15 protein-coding genes are annotated in these 15,308 nt (G+C 64.9%); 5 read left to right on the forward strand and 10 right to left on the reverse strand.

Annotated elements, in window-relative coordinates; genetic code table 11:
- Window positions 1-37 precede the first annotated feature (37 nt).
- From ASE11_RS16310 to ASE11_RS16330, 5 genes are all read left to right on the forward strand, one after another.
- A complete protein-coding gene (locus tag ASE11_RS16310; RefSeq protein ID WP_056273791.1) occupies window positions 38-1,306 on the forward strand; it encodes a nitrate regulatory protein in 1,269 nt (422 codons plus the stop codon).
- 354 nt (window positions 1,307-1,660) lie between these two features.
- Window positions 1,661-2,959 (forward strand): ABC transporter substrate-binding protein, encoded by a 1,299-nt coding sequence (locus tag ASE11_RS16315; protein ID WP_082585800.1) that lies wholly within the window; start codon window positions 1,661-1,663, stop codon window positions 2,957-2,959.
- A 117-nt stretch (window positions 2,960-3,076) separates the two neighbouring features.
- On the forward strand, window positions 3,077-3,913 hold the full coding sequence (gene ntrB, locus ASE11_RS16320; RefSeq protein ID WP_414842463.1) for a nitrate ABC transporter permease: 837 nt from the start codon (window positions 3,077-3,079) through the stop codon (window positions 3,911-3,913).
- The gene (locus tag ASE11_RS16325) at window positions 3,910-4,737 is read left to right on the forward strand and encodes an ABC transporter ATP-binding protein (RefSeq protein WP_056273798.1); all 828 of its coding nucleotides are present in this window, start codon (window positions 3,910-3,912) and stop codon (window positions 4,735-4,737) included. The genes ntrB and ASE11_RS16325 overlap by 4 nt, the downstream gene beginning before the upstream one ends.
- Before the next feature lie 198 nt (window positions 4,738-4,935).
- Window positions 4,936-6,150, forward strand: coding sequence for an MFS transporter (locus ASE11_RS16330; RefSeq protein ID WP_056273801.1), 1,215 nt, complete (start codon window positions 4,936-4,938; stop codon window positions 6,148-6,150).
- 25 nt (window positions 6,151-6,175) lie between these two features.
- Here the strand turns inward: ASE11_RS16330 and ASE11_RS16335 are convergent, their stop codons facing one another.
- The 10 genes from ASE11_RS16335 to ASE11_RS16380 form a co-directional block, all read right to left on the reverse strand.
- Window positions 6,176-7,201, reverse strand: coding sequence for a YeiH family protein (locus ASE11_RS16335; RefSeq protein ID WP_156406378.1), 1,026 nt, complete (start codon window positions 7,199-7,201; stop codon window positions 6,176-6,178).
- 122 nt (window positions 7,202-7,323) lie between these two features.
- Window positions 7,324-8,097, reverse strand: coding sequence for a ferredoxin--NADP reductase (locus ASE11_RS16340; protein ID WP_056273806.1), 774 nt, complete (start codon window positions 8,095-8,097; stop codon window positions 7,324-7,326).
- A 2-nt stretch (window positions 8,098-8,099) separates the two neighbouring features.
- Window positions 8,100-8,480 carry a DUF971 domain-containing protein gene (locus ASE11_RS16345; protein WP_056273809.1) on the reverse strand — a complete coding sequence of 127 codons (381 nt, stop codon included), beginning with the start codon at window positions 8,478-8,480 and terminating at the stop codon, window positions 8,100-8,102.
- Complete coding sequence (locus tag ASE11_RS16350; protein WP_235501322.1) at window positions 8,477-9,349, reverse strand: ABC transporter ATP-binding protein; 873 nt, start codon at window positions 9,347-9,349, stop codon at window positions 8,477-8,479. The genes ASE11_RS16345 and ASE11_RS16350 overlap by 4 nt, the downstream gene beginning before the upstream one ends.
- 74 nt (window positions 9,350-9,423) lie before the next feature.
- Window positions 9,424-10,419: an ABC transporter permease gene (locus tag ASE11_RS16355; protein WP_082585775.1), complete on the reverse strand. Its 996-nt coding sequence runs from the start codon at window positions 10,417-10,419 to the stop codon at window positions 9,424-9,426.
- Window positions 10,420-10,422: 3 nt separating this feature from the next.
- Complete coding sequence (locus ASE11_RS16360) at window positions 10,423-11,904, reverse strand: ABC transporter substrate-binding protein (protein WP_200959364.1); 1,482 nt, start codon at window positions 11,902-11,904, stop codon at window positions 10,423-10,425.
- Window positions 11,905-11,965: 61 nt separating this feature from the next.
- Complete coding sequence (fdxA, locus tag ASE11_RS16365; protein WP_056273817.1) at window positions 11,966-12,295, reverse strand: ferredoxin FdxA; 330 nt, start codon at window positions 12,293-12,295, stop codon at window positions 11,966-11,968.
- Window positions 12,292-13,269, reverse strand: a complete 978-nt coding sequence (locus ASE11_RS16370) for a HEAT repeat domain-containing protein (RefSeq protein WP_056273819.1) — start codon at window positions 13,267-13,269, stop codon at window positions 12,292-12,294. Before ASE11_RS16370 ends, fdxA begins: the two co-directional genes overlap by 4 nt.
- 2 nt (window positions 13,270-13,271) lie before the next feature.
- Window positions 13,272-13,505, reverse strand: a complete 234-nt coding sequence (locus ASE11_RS16375) for a ferredoxin family protein (protein WP_056273822.1) — start codon at window positions 13,503-13,505, stop codon at window positions 13,272-13,274.
- A gap of 29 nt (window positions 13,506-13,534) precedes the next feature.
- On the reverse strand, window positions 13,535-15,271 hold the full coding sequence (locus ASE11_RS16380; protein ID WP_056273825.1) for a fumarate reductase/succinate dehydrogenase flavoprotein subunit: 1,737 nt from the start codon (window positions 15,269-15,271) through the stop codon (window positions 13,535-13,537).
- Window positions 15,272-15,308: the final 37 nt, after the last annotated feature.

Here is a 15,308-nt window from a genome sequence, read left to right on the forward strand (position 1 = left end):
CTCACACTTGGCGCATGTGTGCACAACTGTCGCGAACATGAAATCGGGCCTGAACTTTCTGGTGGCGGCCAAACGCTGCGAAATCGCCGAACTGCAGCAGCTCGCGCTCACCAGCGCGCTGGTGAACGTGACCGGGCGTCTGGTGCACGGCCTGCAGCGCGAACGGGGCCTGTCCAACCTGTTTCTCGGCTCACAGGGTCATCAGTTTGGCGAGATGCGCGCGAACCAGATCAGGGAATCCCGCCAGATCGAAGCCGAACTGCGCGCCTGCTTTGACGAACTGGACACCGAGTCGGCCCTGGTGGGCAACGGCGCCCGCCTGTTCAGCCGCATCGCCTATGTGCTGCACGGGCTGGATGCGCTGGATGGGTTGCGATCGCGCGTGGCGGCGCTGCAATGGACGACCCAGCAGGCCACCGAAGCCTACGTGCGGCTGATCTCGGGCCTGCTCGCGGTGGTGTTCGAGGCGGCCGACACCGCCAGCGATCCCGAGATCTCACGCTTGCTGGTGGCCTTGTTCAACTTCATGCAGGGCAAGGAGTTCGCCGGCCAGGAGCGTGCGGCCGGGTCGGCGCTGTTCGCCGGGGGGCGTGCCGAAGCGGGTGAACAGCAGCGTCTGCTGCACCTGATCGAGTCCCAGGAGCGCTGCCTGGAGGTGTTCACCGAGTTTTCGAAAGCCCAGGCGGTGGAGCTGTGGAATGCAACCCAGGCCAGCGCCACGCTGGCCGAGCTGGAACGGCTGCGCCGCGTGCTGTGCACGGCCGCCCATGGCTCACCGCTCAATGCGCAGATGAGCCAGGCGTGGTTTGACTGCTGCAGCCGGCGCATTGACCGCATGAAAACGGTGGAGGAGCGCCTGGCGCTGGACTTGCTGCAAGCCTGCGAGCAGAAGATCGTCGCGGCCCATGCCGAGCTGAACAGTTTTCACGCACTGCAAACAGGCCCCGCCACCGCGGCGGACGTTCTGTCGTTCTTCAGGGCGCCGAACGCTCGGGACAGCAGCGGTTTCGGCACCGGCACCCAGAGTTACGGCCTTCACCTGGAGCGCTCGATCCTGGAACTGGTGCAGGGGCAGGCGCGGCGCCTGCAGACGATGAGCGAGGAGCTCGACACCGTGCGCGCCAGCCTCAACGAGCGCAAGCTGATCGAGCGCGCCAAGGGTCTGCTCATGGCACACCGACACCTCAGCGAGGAAGAAGCCCACAAGACCATTCGCCAGATGGCCATGAACCAGAACCGCCGGCTGATCGAGGTGGCCGAAGCGGTGCTGGCCATGGCCGAGGTGCTGCCCGAACGGCAACGCTGAGCGCACGCCATGTTGCTGCAGCGCACAAATACCGTGCCGCGGCAGCATCGCGCACCAGATTGAGGCGCGATGCAAACATGGCACGACGGCCATCTGTCCGCTGGCACGACGCAGATCCTGCCGATTTCTGTTTTGAAATCAAGCCTTTTGCAACCGCGCCCCAAGTCAACCCTGAAGCTGGCACACAAACTGCTGTAACCAGGACAAGCGATTCGAGCCAACGGCGGCCCGGGTTTCGACAGTCTCCCCGACACGAGGACAACGGCGTCCATTTCCGGCTTGCGAAGCACAGCCACGGAAATGGGCGCCGTTGTGTTTTGGGGCACCGATTTTTTTATCAGCAAGGAGTTGGACATGAACGCAAACACCACCGGCGCAACCATTCCCCAGGCCGCGGTCGACACCACCACCGAGACCGCAGCGGCTTCGCGGCGCGATTTCATCAAGAAAAGCACAGCCATCGGCGGCGCCGCTTTCTTCTCCACGCTGGGCCACAGCGGTGTGTGGGCGGCCGGCTCCGATGCGCCCGAAAAGACCGAGGTCAAGATTGGTTTCATCCCGCTGACCGACTGCGCCAGCGTGGTGATGGCCGCCGAACTCGGCATCGACAAGAAGTACGGCGTGAAGATCGTCCCGACCAAGGAAGCCAGCTGGGCCGGCGTGCGCGACAAGCTGGTCAACAGTGAACTGGACTTCGCCCATGTGCTCTACGGCCTGGTCTACGGCCTGCAGCTGGGCACCTCGGGCCCGAAGAAGGACATGGCTGTGCTGATGAACCTGAACCACAACGGCCAAGCCATCACGCTGTCCAAGAAGCTGGCAGAAAAAGGCGCGGTCGACGGCCCATCGCTGGCCAAACTGATGACCAGCGAGAAGCGCGAATACACCTTTGCCCAGACCTTCCCCACGGGCACCCACGCCATGTGGCTCTACTACTGGCTGGCCAGTGCCGGTATCGATCCTTTCAAGGACGCACGCGCCATCGTGGTGCCACCGCCGCAGATGGTGGCCAACATGCGCGTCGGCAACATGGACGGCTTCTGCGTGGGCGAACCCTGGAACCACCGCGCCATCGTCGACGGGATCGGCATCACGGCCAACACCACGCAGGACATCTGGAAGGACCACCCCGAGAAGGTGCTGGGCACCACCGCCGAGTTCGTGCAGAAGAACCCCAACACCGCGCGCGCCGTGACGGCCGCCATCCTGGAGGCCGGCAAGTGGATCGACGCCGGTCTGCAGAACAAGAACAAGATGGCCGAGACGATTGCGCAGCGCTCCTACGTGAACACCGGCGTGGACGCGATCAACCAGCGCATCCTGGGCCGCTACCAGAACGGCATGGGCAAGACCTGGGACGACCCCAACCACATGAAGTTCTTCAATGATGGCCTGGTGAACTTCCCCTACCTGAGCGACGGCATGTGGTTCCTCACGCAACACAAGCGCTGGGGATTGCTCAAGTCGCACCCCGACTACCTGGCCGTGGCCAAACAGGTCAACCGCATCGACATCTACAAGGAAGCGGCCACCGCCACCAAGACGGCCTTGCCCAAGTCCGACATGCGCAGTGCGAAGCTCATGGACGGCGTGGTGTGGGACGGCAAGGACCCGGCCAAGTACGCCGACAGCTTCAAGACCAAGGCGGCCTGATCAGGCCCGCCGCACCGGAGAACCACCATGGTCAGCGCCGTTTTTCATTCGCCTCTGGAAGGGCTCGCCCCCAGCCAGTCCGAGACTTCTTCTACCGCTGCGACGAAACCCGTTGTCATGGCCGCGGTGGCAAAGCCGGCTGCGCATGCAATACAGGTCAAGCGCGGTTGGGACCTGCGCTTCCTCTGGACCAGCGTCTTGCCGCCCGTGCTGGGCCTGGTCTTCCTCATCACCGTGTGGGCGGTGGTGGCCGGCACCGGTGAGAGCGGAATCCCCACACCGTTGGAGACCTGGAAGCAGGCCATCGAGGTGTTCTCCGATCCGTTCTACCAAGTCGGCCCGAACGACCAGGGCGTGGGCTGGAACGTGCTCATGTCGCTGCAGCGCGTGGCCATCGGCTTCGGCCTGGCCGCAGCGGTGGGCATACCCGCGGGCTTTGCCATCGGACGCTTCGAGTTCTTGAGCCGCATGTTCAACCCGCTCATCAGCCTGCTGCGTCCGGTCTCGCCACTGGCCTGGTTGCCGATCGGTCTGCTGGTCTTCAAGGGTGCCAACCCGGCAGCCATCTGGACCATCTTCATCTGCTCGATCTGGCCCATGATCATCAACACCGCGGTGGGCGTGCAGCGCGTGCCGCAGGACTACATGAACGTGGCGCGCGTGCTCAACCTGAGCGAATGGAAGATCTTCACCAAGATCCTGTTCCCCGCCGTGCTGCCCTACCTTCTCACAGGCGTGCGCCTGGCGGTGGGCACGGCCTGGCTGGTGATCGTGGCCGCCGAGATGCTGACCGGGGGCGTGGGCATCGGCTTCTGGATCTGGGACGAGTGGAACAACCTCAACGTTGCCAGCATCATCATCGCGATCTTCGTGATCGGCATCGTGGGCCTGGTGCTCGAATTCGGCCTGATCAAGCTGGCCACCCTGTTCACGTTTGAGGAAGTCAAGTCATGATCCATCGACAAGCTCAGGACGATCGGTCCTTGAAATACATCGAAATCCAGGGCGTTGAACAGACCTTCAAGACGAGGAAGGGCAACTTTCCTGCGCTGCGCGACATCAACCTGACCGTGGCCAAAGGCGAGTTCGTCACGCTGATCGGCCACTCGGGCTGTGGCAAGTCCACCTTGCTCAACCTGATTGCCGGCCTGACCGTGCCCACCAGCGGCGTGCTGCTCTGCGCCGACAAGGAGATCGCCGGACCCGGCCCTGAGCGCGCGGTGGTGTTCCAGAATCACTCGCTCCTGCCCTGGCTCACCTGCTTCGAAAACGTCTACCTCGCGGTCGAACGCGTGTTCTCGGCCTCCGAGACCAAGGCGCAGCTCAAGGCCCGCACCGAGGCCGCGCTCGCCATGGTGGGCCTCACGCCCGCCGCACAGAAACGGCCCGGTGAAATCTCTGGCGGCATGAAGCAGCGCGTGGGCATCGCCCGCGCCCTGTCGATGGAACCCAAGGTGCTGCTCATGGACGAGCCCTTTGGCGCGCTCGACGCCCTCACCCGCGCCAAGCTGCAGGACGAGCTGCTCGAGATCGTGGCTCGCACGCACAGCACGGTGGTCATGGTCACGCACGACGTGGACGAAGCCGTGCTGCTGTCCGACCGCATCGTGATGCTCACCAACGGCCCGGCCGCCACCATCGGCGAAGTGCTCACCGTGGACCTGCCGCGCCCGCGCAACCGCGTGGCCCTGTCCGACGACGCCAGGTACCAGCAGTGCCGCAAGACGGTGATCGACTTCCTCTACACGCGCCAGGCGCACGTCGAAAAGGTGGCCTGATCCCCAAAGTGGGGCGTGATTCTCGGCATGGAATTTGCGTGATGAGACGTCAAGGCTAACGACGGCCTTTCAGTTGCAGCAGGTTGCCGGCTCCGGTGGCCTGTTGCACCCCATGCACCCGCACCCGGCATTGCGATCCGGACGTCTGCGGCGTGGGTTCCATCTCCTCCCCACACCCCTCTCACAAAGGTCTACGCCATGGCGGGTTTCCGTACGTTCCTGAAAGCAGGCCACAGCCCCACGCTGCTGGCCTCCTTCATCTACTTCACCTACTGCTGTGGCGTCTGGGTCACCAACGGGGCCATGGCACCCTTCATCAAGGACTCGCTCAACCTGAGCCCGGCCCAGCTCGGCGTGATGCTCTCGGTGCCGATCTTTGCCGGTGCGCTCATGCGGTTTCCGCTCGGCATCCTGGCTCAGTACATTGGCCGCAAGAACGCCACGCTGGTGGAAATGGGCGGCATTGCGATCGCGCTGCTGTTCGGCTACTTCTACGTGGAGACCTTCAACCACCTGATCGCCATGGGCGTGCTGCTGGGCATTGCCGGCGCCAGCTTCGGCGTTGCGTTGTCGCTGGGCTCGGGCTCTTTCCCGGCGCGCTACAAAGGCCTGGCCATGGGCCTGGTGGGTGCGGGCAACGTGGGCACCTCCCTGTCGGCCCTGCTGGCGCCGCAGCTGGCGCAAGCCTATGGCTGGAAGGCCGTGTACGGCATCGCCGCGCTGGGCCTCCTGGTGCCGGTGCTGGTGATGATCTTCCTGGCCAGGGAACCCGATGACGTGGACAAACACGCCGGCCTGCGCGAACACGTCGCCTGCCTGTTCGAGAAGGACGGTTGGGCCTTCAGCGTCATCTACGCCATCACCTTCGGCGGCTTCATCGGCCTGGCCACCTTCCTGCCGAGCTACTACTACGACCAGTTCGGCGTGAGCAAGGTGCAGGCCGGTCAGCTCACCATGCTCGCGGCGTTCATGGGCGCGGCGCTGCGCATCTTCGGCGGCTGGATCTCCGACCACTGGGGCGGCATCAACACGCTCACCGCTGTGTTGATCATCATCTCCGTCAGCTTGCTGGCCTGCGGCCTGGCCGGTGGCTCGCTGGTGATCACCACCCTGTTGCTGATGCTGTGCTTCGCGGCACTGGGAGCGGGCAATGGCGCGCTGTTCCAGCTGGTGCCCCTGCGCTGGCCGCTGTCCACCGCCGTGGCCGGTTCCATGATCGGCGAGATCGGCGCCCTCGGTGGTGGCCTGGTGCCCAACGCCATGGGCCTGTCGCGCCAGTACACCGGCACCTACCTCTGGGGCTTCGCGCTGTTTTCGGTGCTCGCGCTGCTGGTGCTGCTGATGATGCGTTCGATGCAGATGCGATGGACGCGCACCTGGGCGGAGAAAGGTGGTCGCGCGCGCAGCGCGTGACGGCAGCGGCACACCTTCCGTGACTCTAGAGGTGCATGGCCACCTCGATGGCGCCCAACACGAACAGGGCGATCCAGAGGGTGGTGGCGAGCATCAGGGCCGAGGGTCGCCATCCGGTTCGGGCCAGCCCGCCGAACGAGGTTTTCATGCCCAGCGCGGTCACCCCCACCATCAGACAAGCGCGTGAGCCTTCGGCCAGACTCAGTTGCAGGGATGTCGACATCCAGCCCGCCGAGTGAACGCCCACCAGACCGACGAACAGCACCAGAAAGCCCGGCACCGGGAGCTTGAACTTGCGCGGGGAAGACACTGCCGCGATCTCTGACGGGAGCCTGCGCACGACGACCGAGATGCCCATGACCACGACCACCAGCAGACTCACCCGCAGCAGCTTGACGATGGACGCCGTGTCTCCGGCCTCGTGGCCCAGCGAATAACCGGCCACCACCACCTGCGCCACATCGTGGATGGTGCCCCCCAGAAAAACACCGGCCCACAGGGGCGGCAGCGCCAGCGCACCGGCCACCAGCGGGTAGAGCAGCATGGCCACCGTGGACAGCACGGTCGCCAGCACCACCGCGCTCAAGGTATTGCGCTCGCGGTGTTCGTCTTGCGGCAGCACGGCCGCAATGGCCAGTGCAGCCGCGGCGCCGCAAATGGCCGTGGCGCCACCGGCGAGCAAGCCCATGCTCCACGACAGCCGCAGCCAGCGCGCCACCAGCACACCGCACAACACCGTGCTGACCACCGCCAGGACCACGATGAGACCGGTGACCCAGCCCAGGCTTTCGATCTGGCCGATCGTGATGCGGGCGCCCAGCAAGCCAATGCCCAGCCGCAGCACCACGCGCATGCACGCGTCCACGCCGGGTGCTGTGCGCGGGTCGTGGCTCTGGTAATGGAAGGCCGCGCCCATGAGCAGGCCGTACAGCATGGGCGGGCCGCCGTGCATGCCCGCGACGAACACAGCGGCCAGCGCGATCACGGCGCACAGCGCCACACCCGGCCACAGGCTGACGAGGTGGTCGGAGCGCGCGTGCCAGATTTCCATGGTGCCGGAGCGCCACCCGTGCCGCATGAAGCGGCGCCTTCCAGGTGCACCGCCGGGCCGGCTCTGCCGGACGACCAGTGCCGCCCCCTTGAGGGGGTGGCGCGAAGCGCCGCGGGGGTGTTTCATTTGTCCACGAAAGCGCGTTCGATCACGTACTGCCCGGGCTGGCTCATGTTGCCCTCGCGCAGGCCCAGCTTGTCGAGCAGGTCGCGGGTGTCGCGCAGCGTTTCGGGGCTGCCGCACAGCATGAAGCGGTCGTCCGATGTGCTGAGCGGCGGCAGGCCCAGGTCGTGTGGAAGGCGGCCGGTTTCCAGCAGCGTGGGGATGCGGCCCTGGTGGCGAAACGCCTCGCGCGTGACCGTGGGGTAGTACAGCAACTTGGCGCGCACCTGCTCGCCAAACCATTCGTTCCTGGGCAGTTCGTGGGTGATCAGGTGCTCGTAAGCCAGCTCGTTCACCTGTCGGCAGCCGTGTACCAGCACGATCTTGTCGTACAGCTCGTACACCTCGGGGTCCCGGATCACGCTCATGAACGGCGCCAGCCCCGTGCCGGTGGACAGCAGGTACAGGTGGCGCCCGGGCGTGAGGTTCTGCGTGAGCAAGGTGCCCGAGGCCTTGCGGCCGACCAGCACCGTGTCGCCGACCTGGATGTGCTGCAGGCGCGAGGTCAGGGGACCGTCGGGCACCTTGATGCTCAGGAACTCCAGCGTCTCTTCGTAGTGCGGGCTCACCATGCTGTACGCGCGCAACAGGGGTCTGCCGTCGACCATGAGACCGATCATGGCGAACTGGCCACTCTGGTAGCGAAAACCGGGGTCGCGGGTGGTGGTGAAGGAAAACAGCCGGTCGGTCCAGTGGTGAACTGTCAGCACCTGGGCTTCAAACAGATTGCTCATGGTCAGGCTTCCGATGCAAGGGTGGATGAGAGTTCGCGCAGGTAAGGCCATGGGTAGATGCCACGGTCGTGGCCATCGTCAAAGCACAGCTGCAGGCCGAACTCCCCCACCGGGTGGAGTTCGGTCATCCGGGTGGTGGCCGGCGGCGTGGGTCCGAGGCCATCGCGCCGCAGCTTCACGCACGCGGCGCAGCGGCAGGCACATCGCAGGTCGCGTGAGCTCATGGAGGCTTGCAGGCCGTCGCTCCAGCCGATGTCGAGCTGGCCCGATGCCTGGTGGTGAACGATGTCAACCGGGTGCACGGCGTCGGCGCTCACTGGGGTACCTTCGCCCTGCGGGCTGCGGTGCGAGCTTGCTTGGGAACGGCCCGGCGCGGCGCTCATCCTATGGTTCCCCGCACGCCTTCGGGACCCATCTCGACACTCAGACCGGCCAGGCCGCCTTCCATGAGATCGCCCCCCATCGCCGCCAGGCTCTCTTCGCGAATCAGCCCTTTGATGGTCTGCACCAAGGCGAGAAACTCGGGCGTGGACGTCATCTCGGGCGTACGGGGCCGGGGCAGCGGCACCACGATCTCGGCCTTCACGCGGCCCGGTCGTGCCGTCATCACGTAGATGCGGTCCGAGAGGAAGATTGCTTCATCGATGTCATGGGTGATGAACAGCACCGAGATGCGCAGGCGCTGCCACATGTTGGTGAGAATTTCCTGCATCACCACACGGGTCTGCGAATCCAGCGCACCGAAGGGCTCGTCCATCAGCAGAACCTGCGGGCTGGTGGAGAGGGCCCGCACGATGCCCACGCGCTGCTTCATGCCGCCCGAGAGCTGGTCGGGGTAGTGGTTCTCGAAATGCAGCAAGCCCGCCAGCCCCAGCAAGGTGCGCGCCCGGGTTTCGCGTGCGCTGGGCGACACGCCCTGGATCTTCATGCCGAACTCGACGTTCTTGCGCACCGTCATCCAGGGAAACAGCGAGTACTGCTGAAACACCACGCCGCGGTCGGCGCCGGGCTCCTCGATGCGCACGCCATCGAGCCGGGCCTCGCCCGCACTGGGTTGCACGAAACCCGCCGCCACGTTGAGCAGGCTCGACTTGCCGCACCCCGAGGGTCCGATGAGTGAAACGAATTCACCGGGCTGCACGTGGATGGAGACCGAGTCCACCGCCTGGACCACCGAACCCTTGACCTTGAACTGGATGGACACGTCCTGCATTTCGACCAGGCCACGCACCGCCGACTCGGGTTGGGACATCACCGCGCTCATTGGGGTACCTTCGCTCTGCGAGCTGCGGTGCGCGCTTGCTTGGGAACGGCCCGGCGCTGCGCTCATGACCGCTCTCCCGGTGAAGCCGATGACTGCCAGGGCATGGCGATGCGCGAGGCCAGGCGGATGGCGCTGCTGCACAGCAGCCCCAGGATGCCGATGGTGATCATGCCCAGCGCGATCTCGGGATAGGAGATGAGCGAATACGCCTCCCAGGTGAAGTAGCCGATGCCGAACTGGCCCGAGATCATTTCAGCCGCGATCAACGACACCCAGGCCACGCCCATGCCCACGGCCAGACCGGTAAAGATGTGCGGCAAGGCGGCCGGCAGCACCACCTCGAACAGCAGCGTGGGTTCGCGCGCACCGAGCGAACGGGCGGCCCGCAGCAGCACCGGGTCGATCGCTTCCACACCATGGATGCTGTTGAGCAGGATGGGGAAGAAGGCGCCGAGGAAAGTGATGAACACGATGCTGACCTCGTTGCTCGGCCACAGCATGATGGACATGGGCACCCAGGCAATGGCGGGAATCGGTCGGAACACCTCCAACGCGGGCATGCTGATCTGGCGGAACCACCGGTAGCGGCCGATCAACAAGCCCAGGCCGATGCCGAGCACCGCGGCAATGGCAAAGCCATAGAGGATGCGGCGCACGCTGATGCCGATGTTGGTGACGAAGGCGGAGGACTGGTTGACCTCGATCACCTTGTCGAACACCTCGATCGGGCTGGGTATGTTGCCGAATCGCACGTAGAAGTCGAGCCGGTAGTGCGTGGCCAGATGCCAGGCGAGCAACACGCCGCCGATGGAGATCACGGCCATGATCCAGCCGGTCATCTGCTCCCGCATCCAGGTGCCCAGGCGGGCCACGCTGGTGTTGCCGGCGCCCGCATGGCTTGCGGGTGTGGCCTGGCGTTTCACGATGTTCAACACAGTCACCGTGGACTTGGCGGCAGGCGCATCCGGCGTCTCTGCGGTGTGCGCGGGTGGGGTGGGGTTGTCGGGCACGTAACCCGCGGGGTCACGGCTCACGTCCAGCAAGGAGGCGGCGTGCATGGCTTATTTCCCGCTCATGGCCAGAACGCTGGCGGGAACAGCCTGCGCCAGCGCTTCGGCGTACGACGCCAGCTTGCCGCCGCTTTGGGCGGCAAAGGCTTCGGCGTCTTTCTTCAGCAGAAAGGGCACCACCGCAGGCGCTTTGGGGTTGCTCAGGTTGACGGAGTAGAACGCCTTGTCGGCAAACAGCTTGATGCCCAGCGTCTTGTCGAAGAGGTAAGCCACCGACACCTGCTTTCCTTCGGCCTGGTACTGCCGAACCCCGGCCAGCAGGCAGGCGGGTGAACTCACGGGAACCAGACCCCCGCCTTCCAGCCAGATCTCACCGGAGTCCTTGGGGTGGGTCACCATGCGGTTGCAGATGGGGTCTCGGCCCGTCACTTCGTAGTTGGCCAGCGTCTGCTTCTGCGCCTCGTAGTCCTGGCCGCGCTCCTTGAAGGCCTGGCGCACATAGGTCTCGTTGACCCAGGCGTTGATGTCGAATTCCTTCACGCGGCCCAGCTTGGACAGCACGCCGTGAGCGAGCTTGATGGTGTCGAGCCAGCGTGGCTTGATGGTGGGGTCCAGCGTGTGGATGCCGTTCGGGCCGAGGAACATGTAGCCCACTTCCTTCTCGATCTTGGTCCACTCCTCCACCTTCTGCATCGCCAGGCTCGGGTTCTTGCGCACCCAGTCGTTGGCCTCCATCAAGGCCTTGATGTAGGCCACCACCGCCTCGGGGTAGGCGTCGGCGAAATCCTTGCGAACCACCACACCATGAAAGGTGGGCACTTTCGTCTGGGCGCCGTCAAAGATCTTGCGGGCGAAACCGCGGTAGGGCAGCAGGTCGGCGAAGGGAACGAAGTCACCGTGAGCGTCGATCTTCTGTTCCTGCAGGTTGGTGGTGCCCACCTCGGGGCTCTGGCTCACCAGGTTCCAGTAGTCGTTGGGCCAGCCGCGCTCCTGCATGGCCTGCAGCATCATCCCGTGGGCGGCCGAACCGAAAGGCACGGAGACCGTCTTGCCCTTGAGGTCGGCCAACTCGTAGTAGGGGCTGTCCTTGTGCACGACCACGCCGTTGCCCGAACCGAAGGCGTTGTACGCAATGATGGCGACCAGCTGGGTTTCGTTGCCCCGGTTCTGCTGGCCGGTGGCACCGTTCACCAGCAGCGGGTAGTCGCCCATCATCCCGATCTGCAGCTTGTTGGCCACCATGCCATTGGTGACCGGCGGGCCGGAGGTGAAGTTCTGCCAGTCGAGCTTCCAGGTGATGTTCTGGTATTTGCCGGTCTTGGGCAGGTGCTTTTCCAGCAGCTTGAGTTCCTTGAGCACGATGCCACCGGTGACGGTGTTGGTGGTCGTGTTCTGCGTGCCAATGCCGATCGTGACTACCTTCTTGTCCTGCGCCAGCAGGACCGAGGGCAACAGCGCCAGCGACATCCACACCACGGGGTGCAAGAGGTGGCCGAACCAGGCGGGACGTGGGGAGCGGGTGATAGCAGTCATGAGAACCTCCAGGAGAGTTGAACAATCAATCGGGATCCGGGCGTGGCCGTGAGCGTGGGGCTCAGGCGGTCTCGCTCAGCAGACTGCGCTTGTCTTTGCGCTCGGCCCATTGCGCCGCGTCGGGCAGGGGCTCTTGTGTGGTGGTGATCACGGGCCACTTGGGAGAGAGCGCGGCGTTCAGCGCCACGTACTCCCGCTGGTCGGGACTCAGGTCTTTCTCTTCCAGAATCGCCTCCACCGGGCACTCCGGAATGCAGACCCCGCAATCGATGCACACGTCGGGGTCGATCACGAGGAAGTTCGGGCCCTCGTGAAAACAGTCCACCGGGCACACCGCCACACAGTCGGTGTATTTGCAGCCTATGCAGGCTTCCGTGACGACGTGTGTCATGCCACACCTCCCGGGTTTCCCTGCATCTGGATGGACGTCAGCGCGAGCTTGGCCAGCTTGCGCACATCGGGGTCGCTGTCCTTGAGCGCGCGCTCCAGCGGGGCAATGCCTCGGGTATCACCGATCTCCCCCAGCGCAATCACCGCCTCCTTGCGCAGGTTGCTCACGGCGTGAGCCGTGGCTTCCGCCAGCACCTGAACCGCCGCGGCGGCCTTGAGCTTGCCCAAGCTGCGCGCGGCCTTCACGCGCACCTGCCAGTACTCATCGGCCATCGCACGGATGAGATCCGGCACGCCCAGCGCTGAACGGGTTTTGGCAAAGGTGGTCGCGGCCTCTTCTCGAACCTGCCAGGCGGTGTCGACCAGGGCGCGGCTGAGCGCCGGGTGCACACTCACGGCCGTGGACTCGCCGGCATAGCCCAATGCCCCCACCGCCACCCGCCGCACCTCGGACTCAACATCGTGCGCGGCCACCTGTGTGAGGGCGGCGATGGCCTGTGGCCGTTTCAGGTAGCCCAGCACGCCCACCGCCTCGCGCCGCACCGCCGTGTCCGCATCGGTCAGCGCCTGCATGGCGGGCTCGAAAGCCGCTTCAACGCGCAACGCACGCACGGCATGGAGAGCAGCGGCTTTCACGCCGGGGTCGGCGTCCAGCAGATACGGCAGGATGGGAGCGGCCGATGCCTGCTCCTTCAGCTCCGCCAGCGTGTAGGCCACAGCGACCCGCACATCGGCGTCGCTGTCCTTGAGCAAGGGCACCAGGGCATTGAGCGCCTCCAGGTCTTCGATACCTTCGAGCGCCTTGGCGGCTTCCAGCCGCACCGGGGGGCTGCTGTCGGCCAGCGCTTCGATGAGCAGTGGGGTGGTGTCGTCTTCTTCGTCCGTGTAGGGCAGGTCAATCACGGCGACACGGCGCACGCCCGGGTCGCTGTCCTGCAGGCGCTGGCGAATGCTTGAGTGAAGTGCGGGCGTCATGATCACCTCACCAGGTACGGAATGTTCACGTGCACCGCGCCGGTGGGGCAGTCCTTCTCGCACGGCATGCAGTACCAGCATTCATCGAACTTCATGAACGCCTTGTTCTTCACCAGGTCGATGGCCAGAACATCGAGTGGACAGACGTCGACGCAGACGGTGCAGCCCTTGTCGGCAATGCACTTGTCGTCGTCAACGACAACAGGTGCCTGGGTTCGTGTGGTGGTGATGGTCATGGGGGTGGCCTTTCGTTGGGTGATTCGATTCAGGCGGCTTTGGCGGTGGCCGGACTGGCCACACGCAGGCGCTGGTAAGCCACCTTCTCCTGGTCGTTGAGTTCGACCACGTAGGGCTCCACTTCGCGCTTGCGGAACCTGGCGTTGCCATCGCCGTCACTGGTGACGTTGGTGTGGCAGAACCAGTTTTCGTCGTCTTTTTCGGGGTGGTCCACGCACAGGTGGTACAGGCCCCAGCGGCTTTCGGTGCGGAACAGCGACGAGCGCGCGGCGAGTTCGGCGCAGTCGCGGATGGTGTGGGCTTCCATGGCCCGCATGAGCTCGTGCGGGTCCGCGGCCACCATGTGGTCCAGGTCTTCGCGGATCTCGTCGAAGCGCTGCAGTCCGATCTCCATCTTGCGGGTGACCTTGGGCGGCTGCAGGTAATCGTTGACCACGCGGCGGGTCTTGTATTCGACCTGGAACGGCGTGGGCCCTTCGCTGCGCGACAGCGGTGCCGCAATGCGCTCGCGCTCCACCTGCACACGGTCCTGGTCGACGCGCGGATCGCTGGCACCGGCCACGTAGTCGGCGGCGTTCTCGCCGCAGAACTTGCCGTAGACGAAAGCGCCCAGCATGTAGTTGTGTGGAATGCTGGCGCAGTCACCGGCCGCGTACAGACCGGGAATGGAGCATTCGCCACGCTCGTTGGTCCAGATGCCGGAAGCGCTGTGTCCGCTGCAGAAGCCGATCTCGGAGATGTGCATCTCGATCATGGCCTTGCGGTAATCCGTGCCGCGCCCTTCGTGGAAGCGGCCACGGCTGGGACGCTCGTTGGTGTGCAGGATGTGCTCGATCTCCGAGATGGTTTCCTCGGCCAGGTGGTCGAGCTTCAGAAACACCGGGCCCTTGCCGCCTTCGAGTTCGTTGAAGAACTCCATCATCATCTGGCCGCTCCAGTAGTCGCATTCGATGAAACGCTCCCCCGCGTTGTTCGAGGTGTAGCCCCCGAACGGACCGGTCACGTAGGCACAGGCCGGGCCGTTGTAGTCCTTGATCAGCGGGTTGATCTGGAAGCACTCGAGGTTGGTGAGCTCGGCGCCCGCGTGGTAGGCCATCACATGACCTTCGCCGGTGTTGGTCGGGTTCTCGTAGGTGCCGAACATGTAGCCGGAAGCCGGCAGCCCCAGGCGGCCGGCGGCGCCGGTGCAGATCACCACGGCCTTGGCCTTGATGACGTAGAAGTCGGCGGTGCGGCAGTCAAAGCCCATCACCCCGGTGATCTCGCCGCCGGCGCCGGTGAGCAGCCGGGTGGCCACCACACGGTTGGTGATTTCCACGCGCGCCTTCTTCAGCTGGCGGTACAGCACGCGCTTCATGTGGTGGCCTTCGGGCATGGGCAACACGTAGCTGCCGATGTGGTGCACCTTGCGCACGGCGTAGTCGCCGGTCTCGTCCTTCTCGAACTTGATGCCCCACCGGTCGAGTTCCTCGATCATGGCGAAGCTGTTGGCGGCGTAGGCGTAGACACCCTTCTGGTCCACGATGCCGTCGTTGGCCACCGTGATCTCCTTGGTGTACTGCTCTGGCGTGGCGTGACCCGGTATCACCGCATTGTTCAAACCATCCATGCCCATGGAGATGGCGCCGCTGCGCTTGACGTTGGCCTTGTCCAGCAGCAGGACGCGCAGCTTGGGATTCTTTTCCTTGGCTTTCACCGCGGCCATGGGGCCACCGGTGCCGCCACCGATCACCACAATGTCGTACTCAAGTTCAATGGTTTTCATACAGACCTTTCGGGTTCTTCACGGGGAGGGGGTTGAG

Origin of the sequence: Hydrogenophaga sp. Root209 (assembly GCF_001428625.1) — a bacterium.
Lineage (GTDB): Bacteria > Pseudomonadota > Gammaproteobacteria > Burkholderiales > Burkholderiaceae_C > Hydrogenophaga.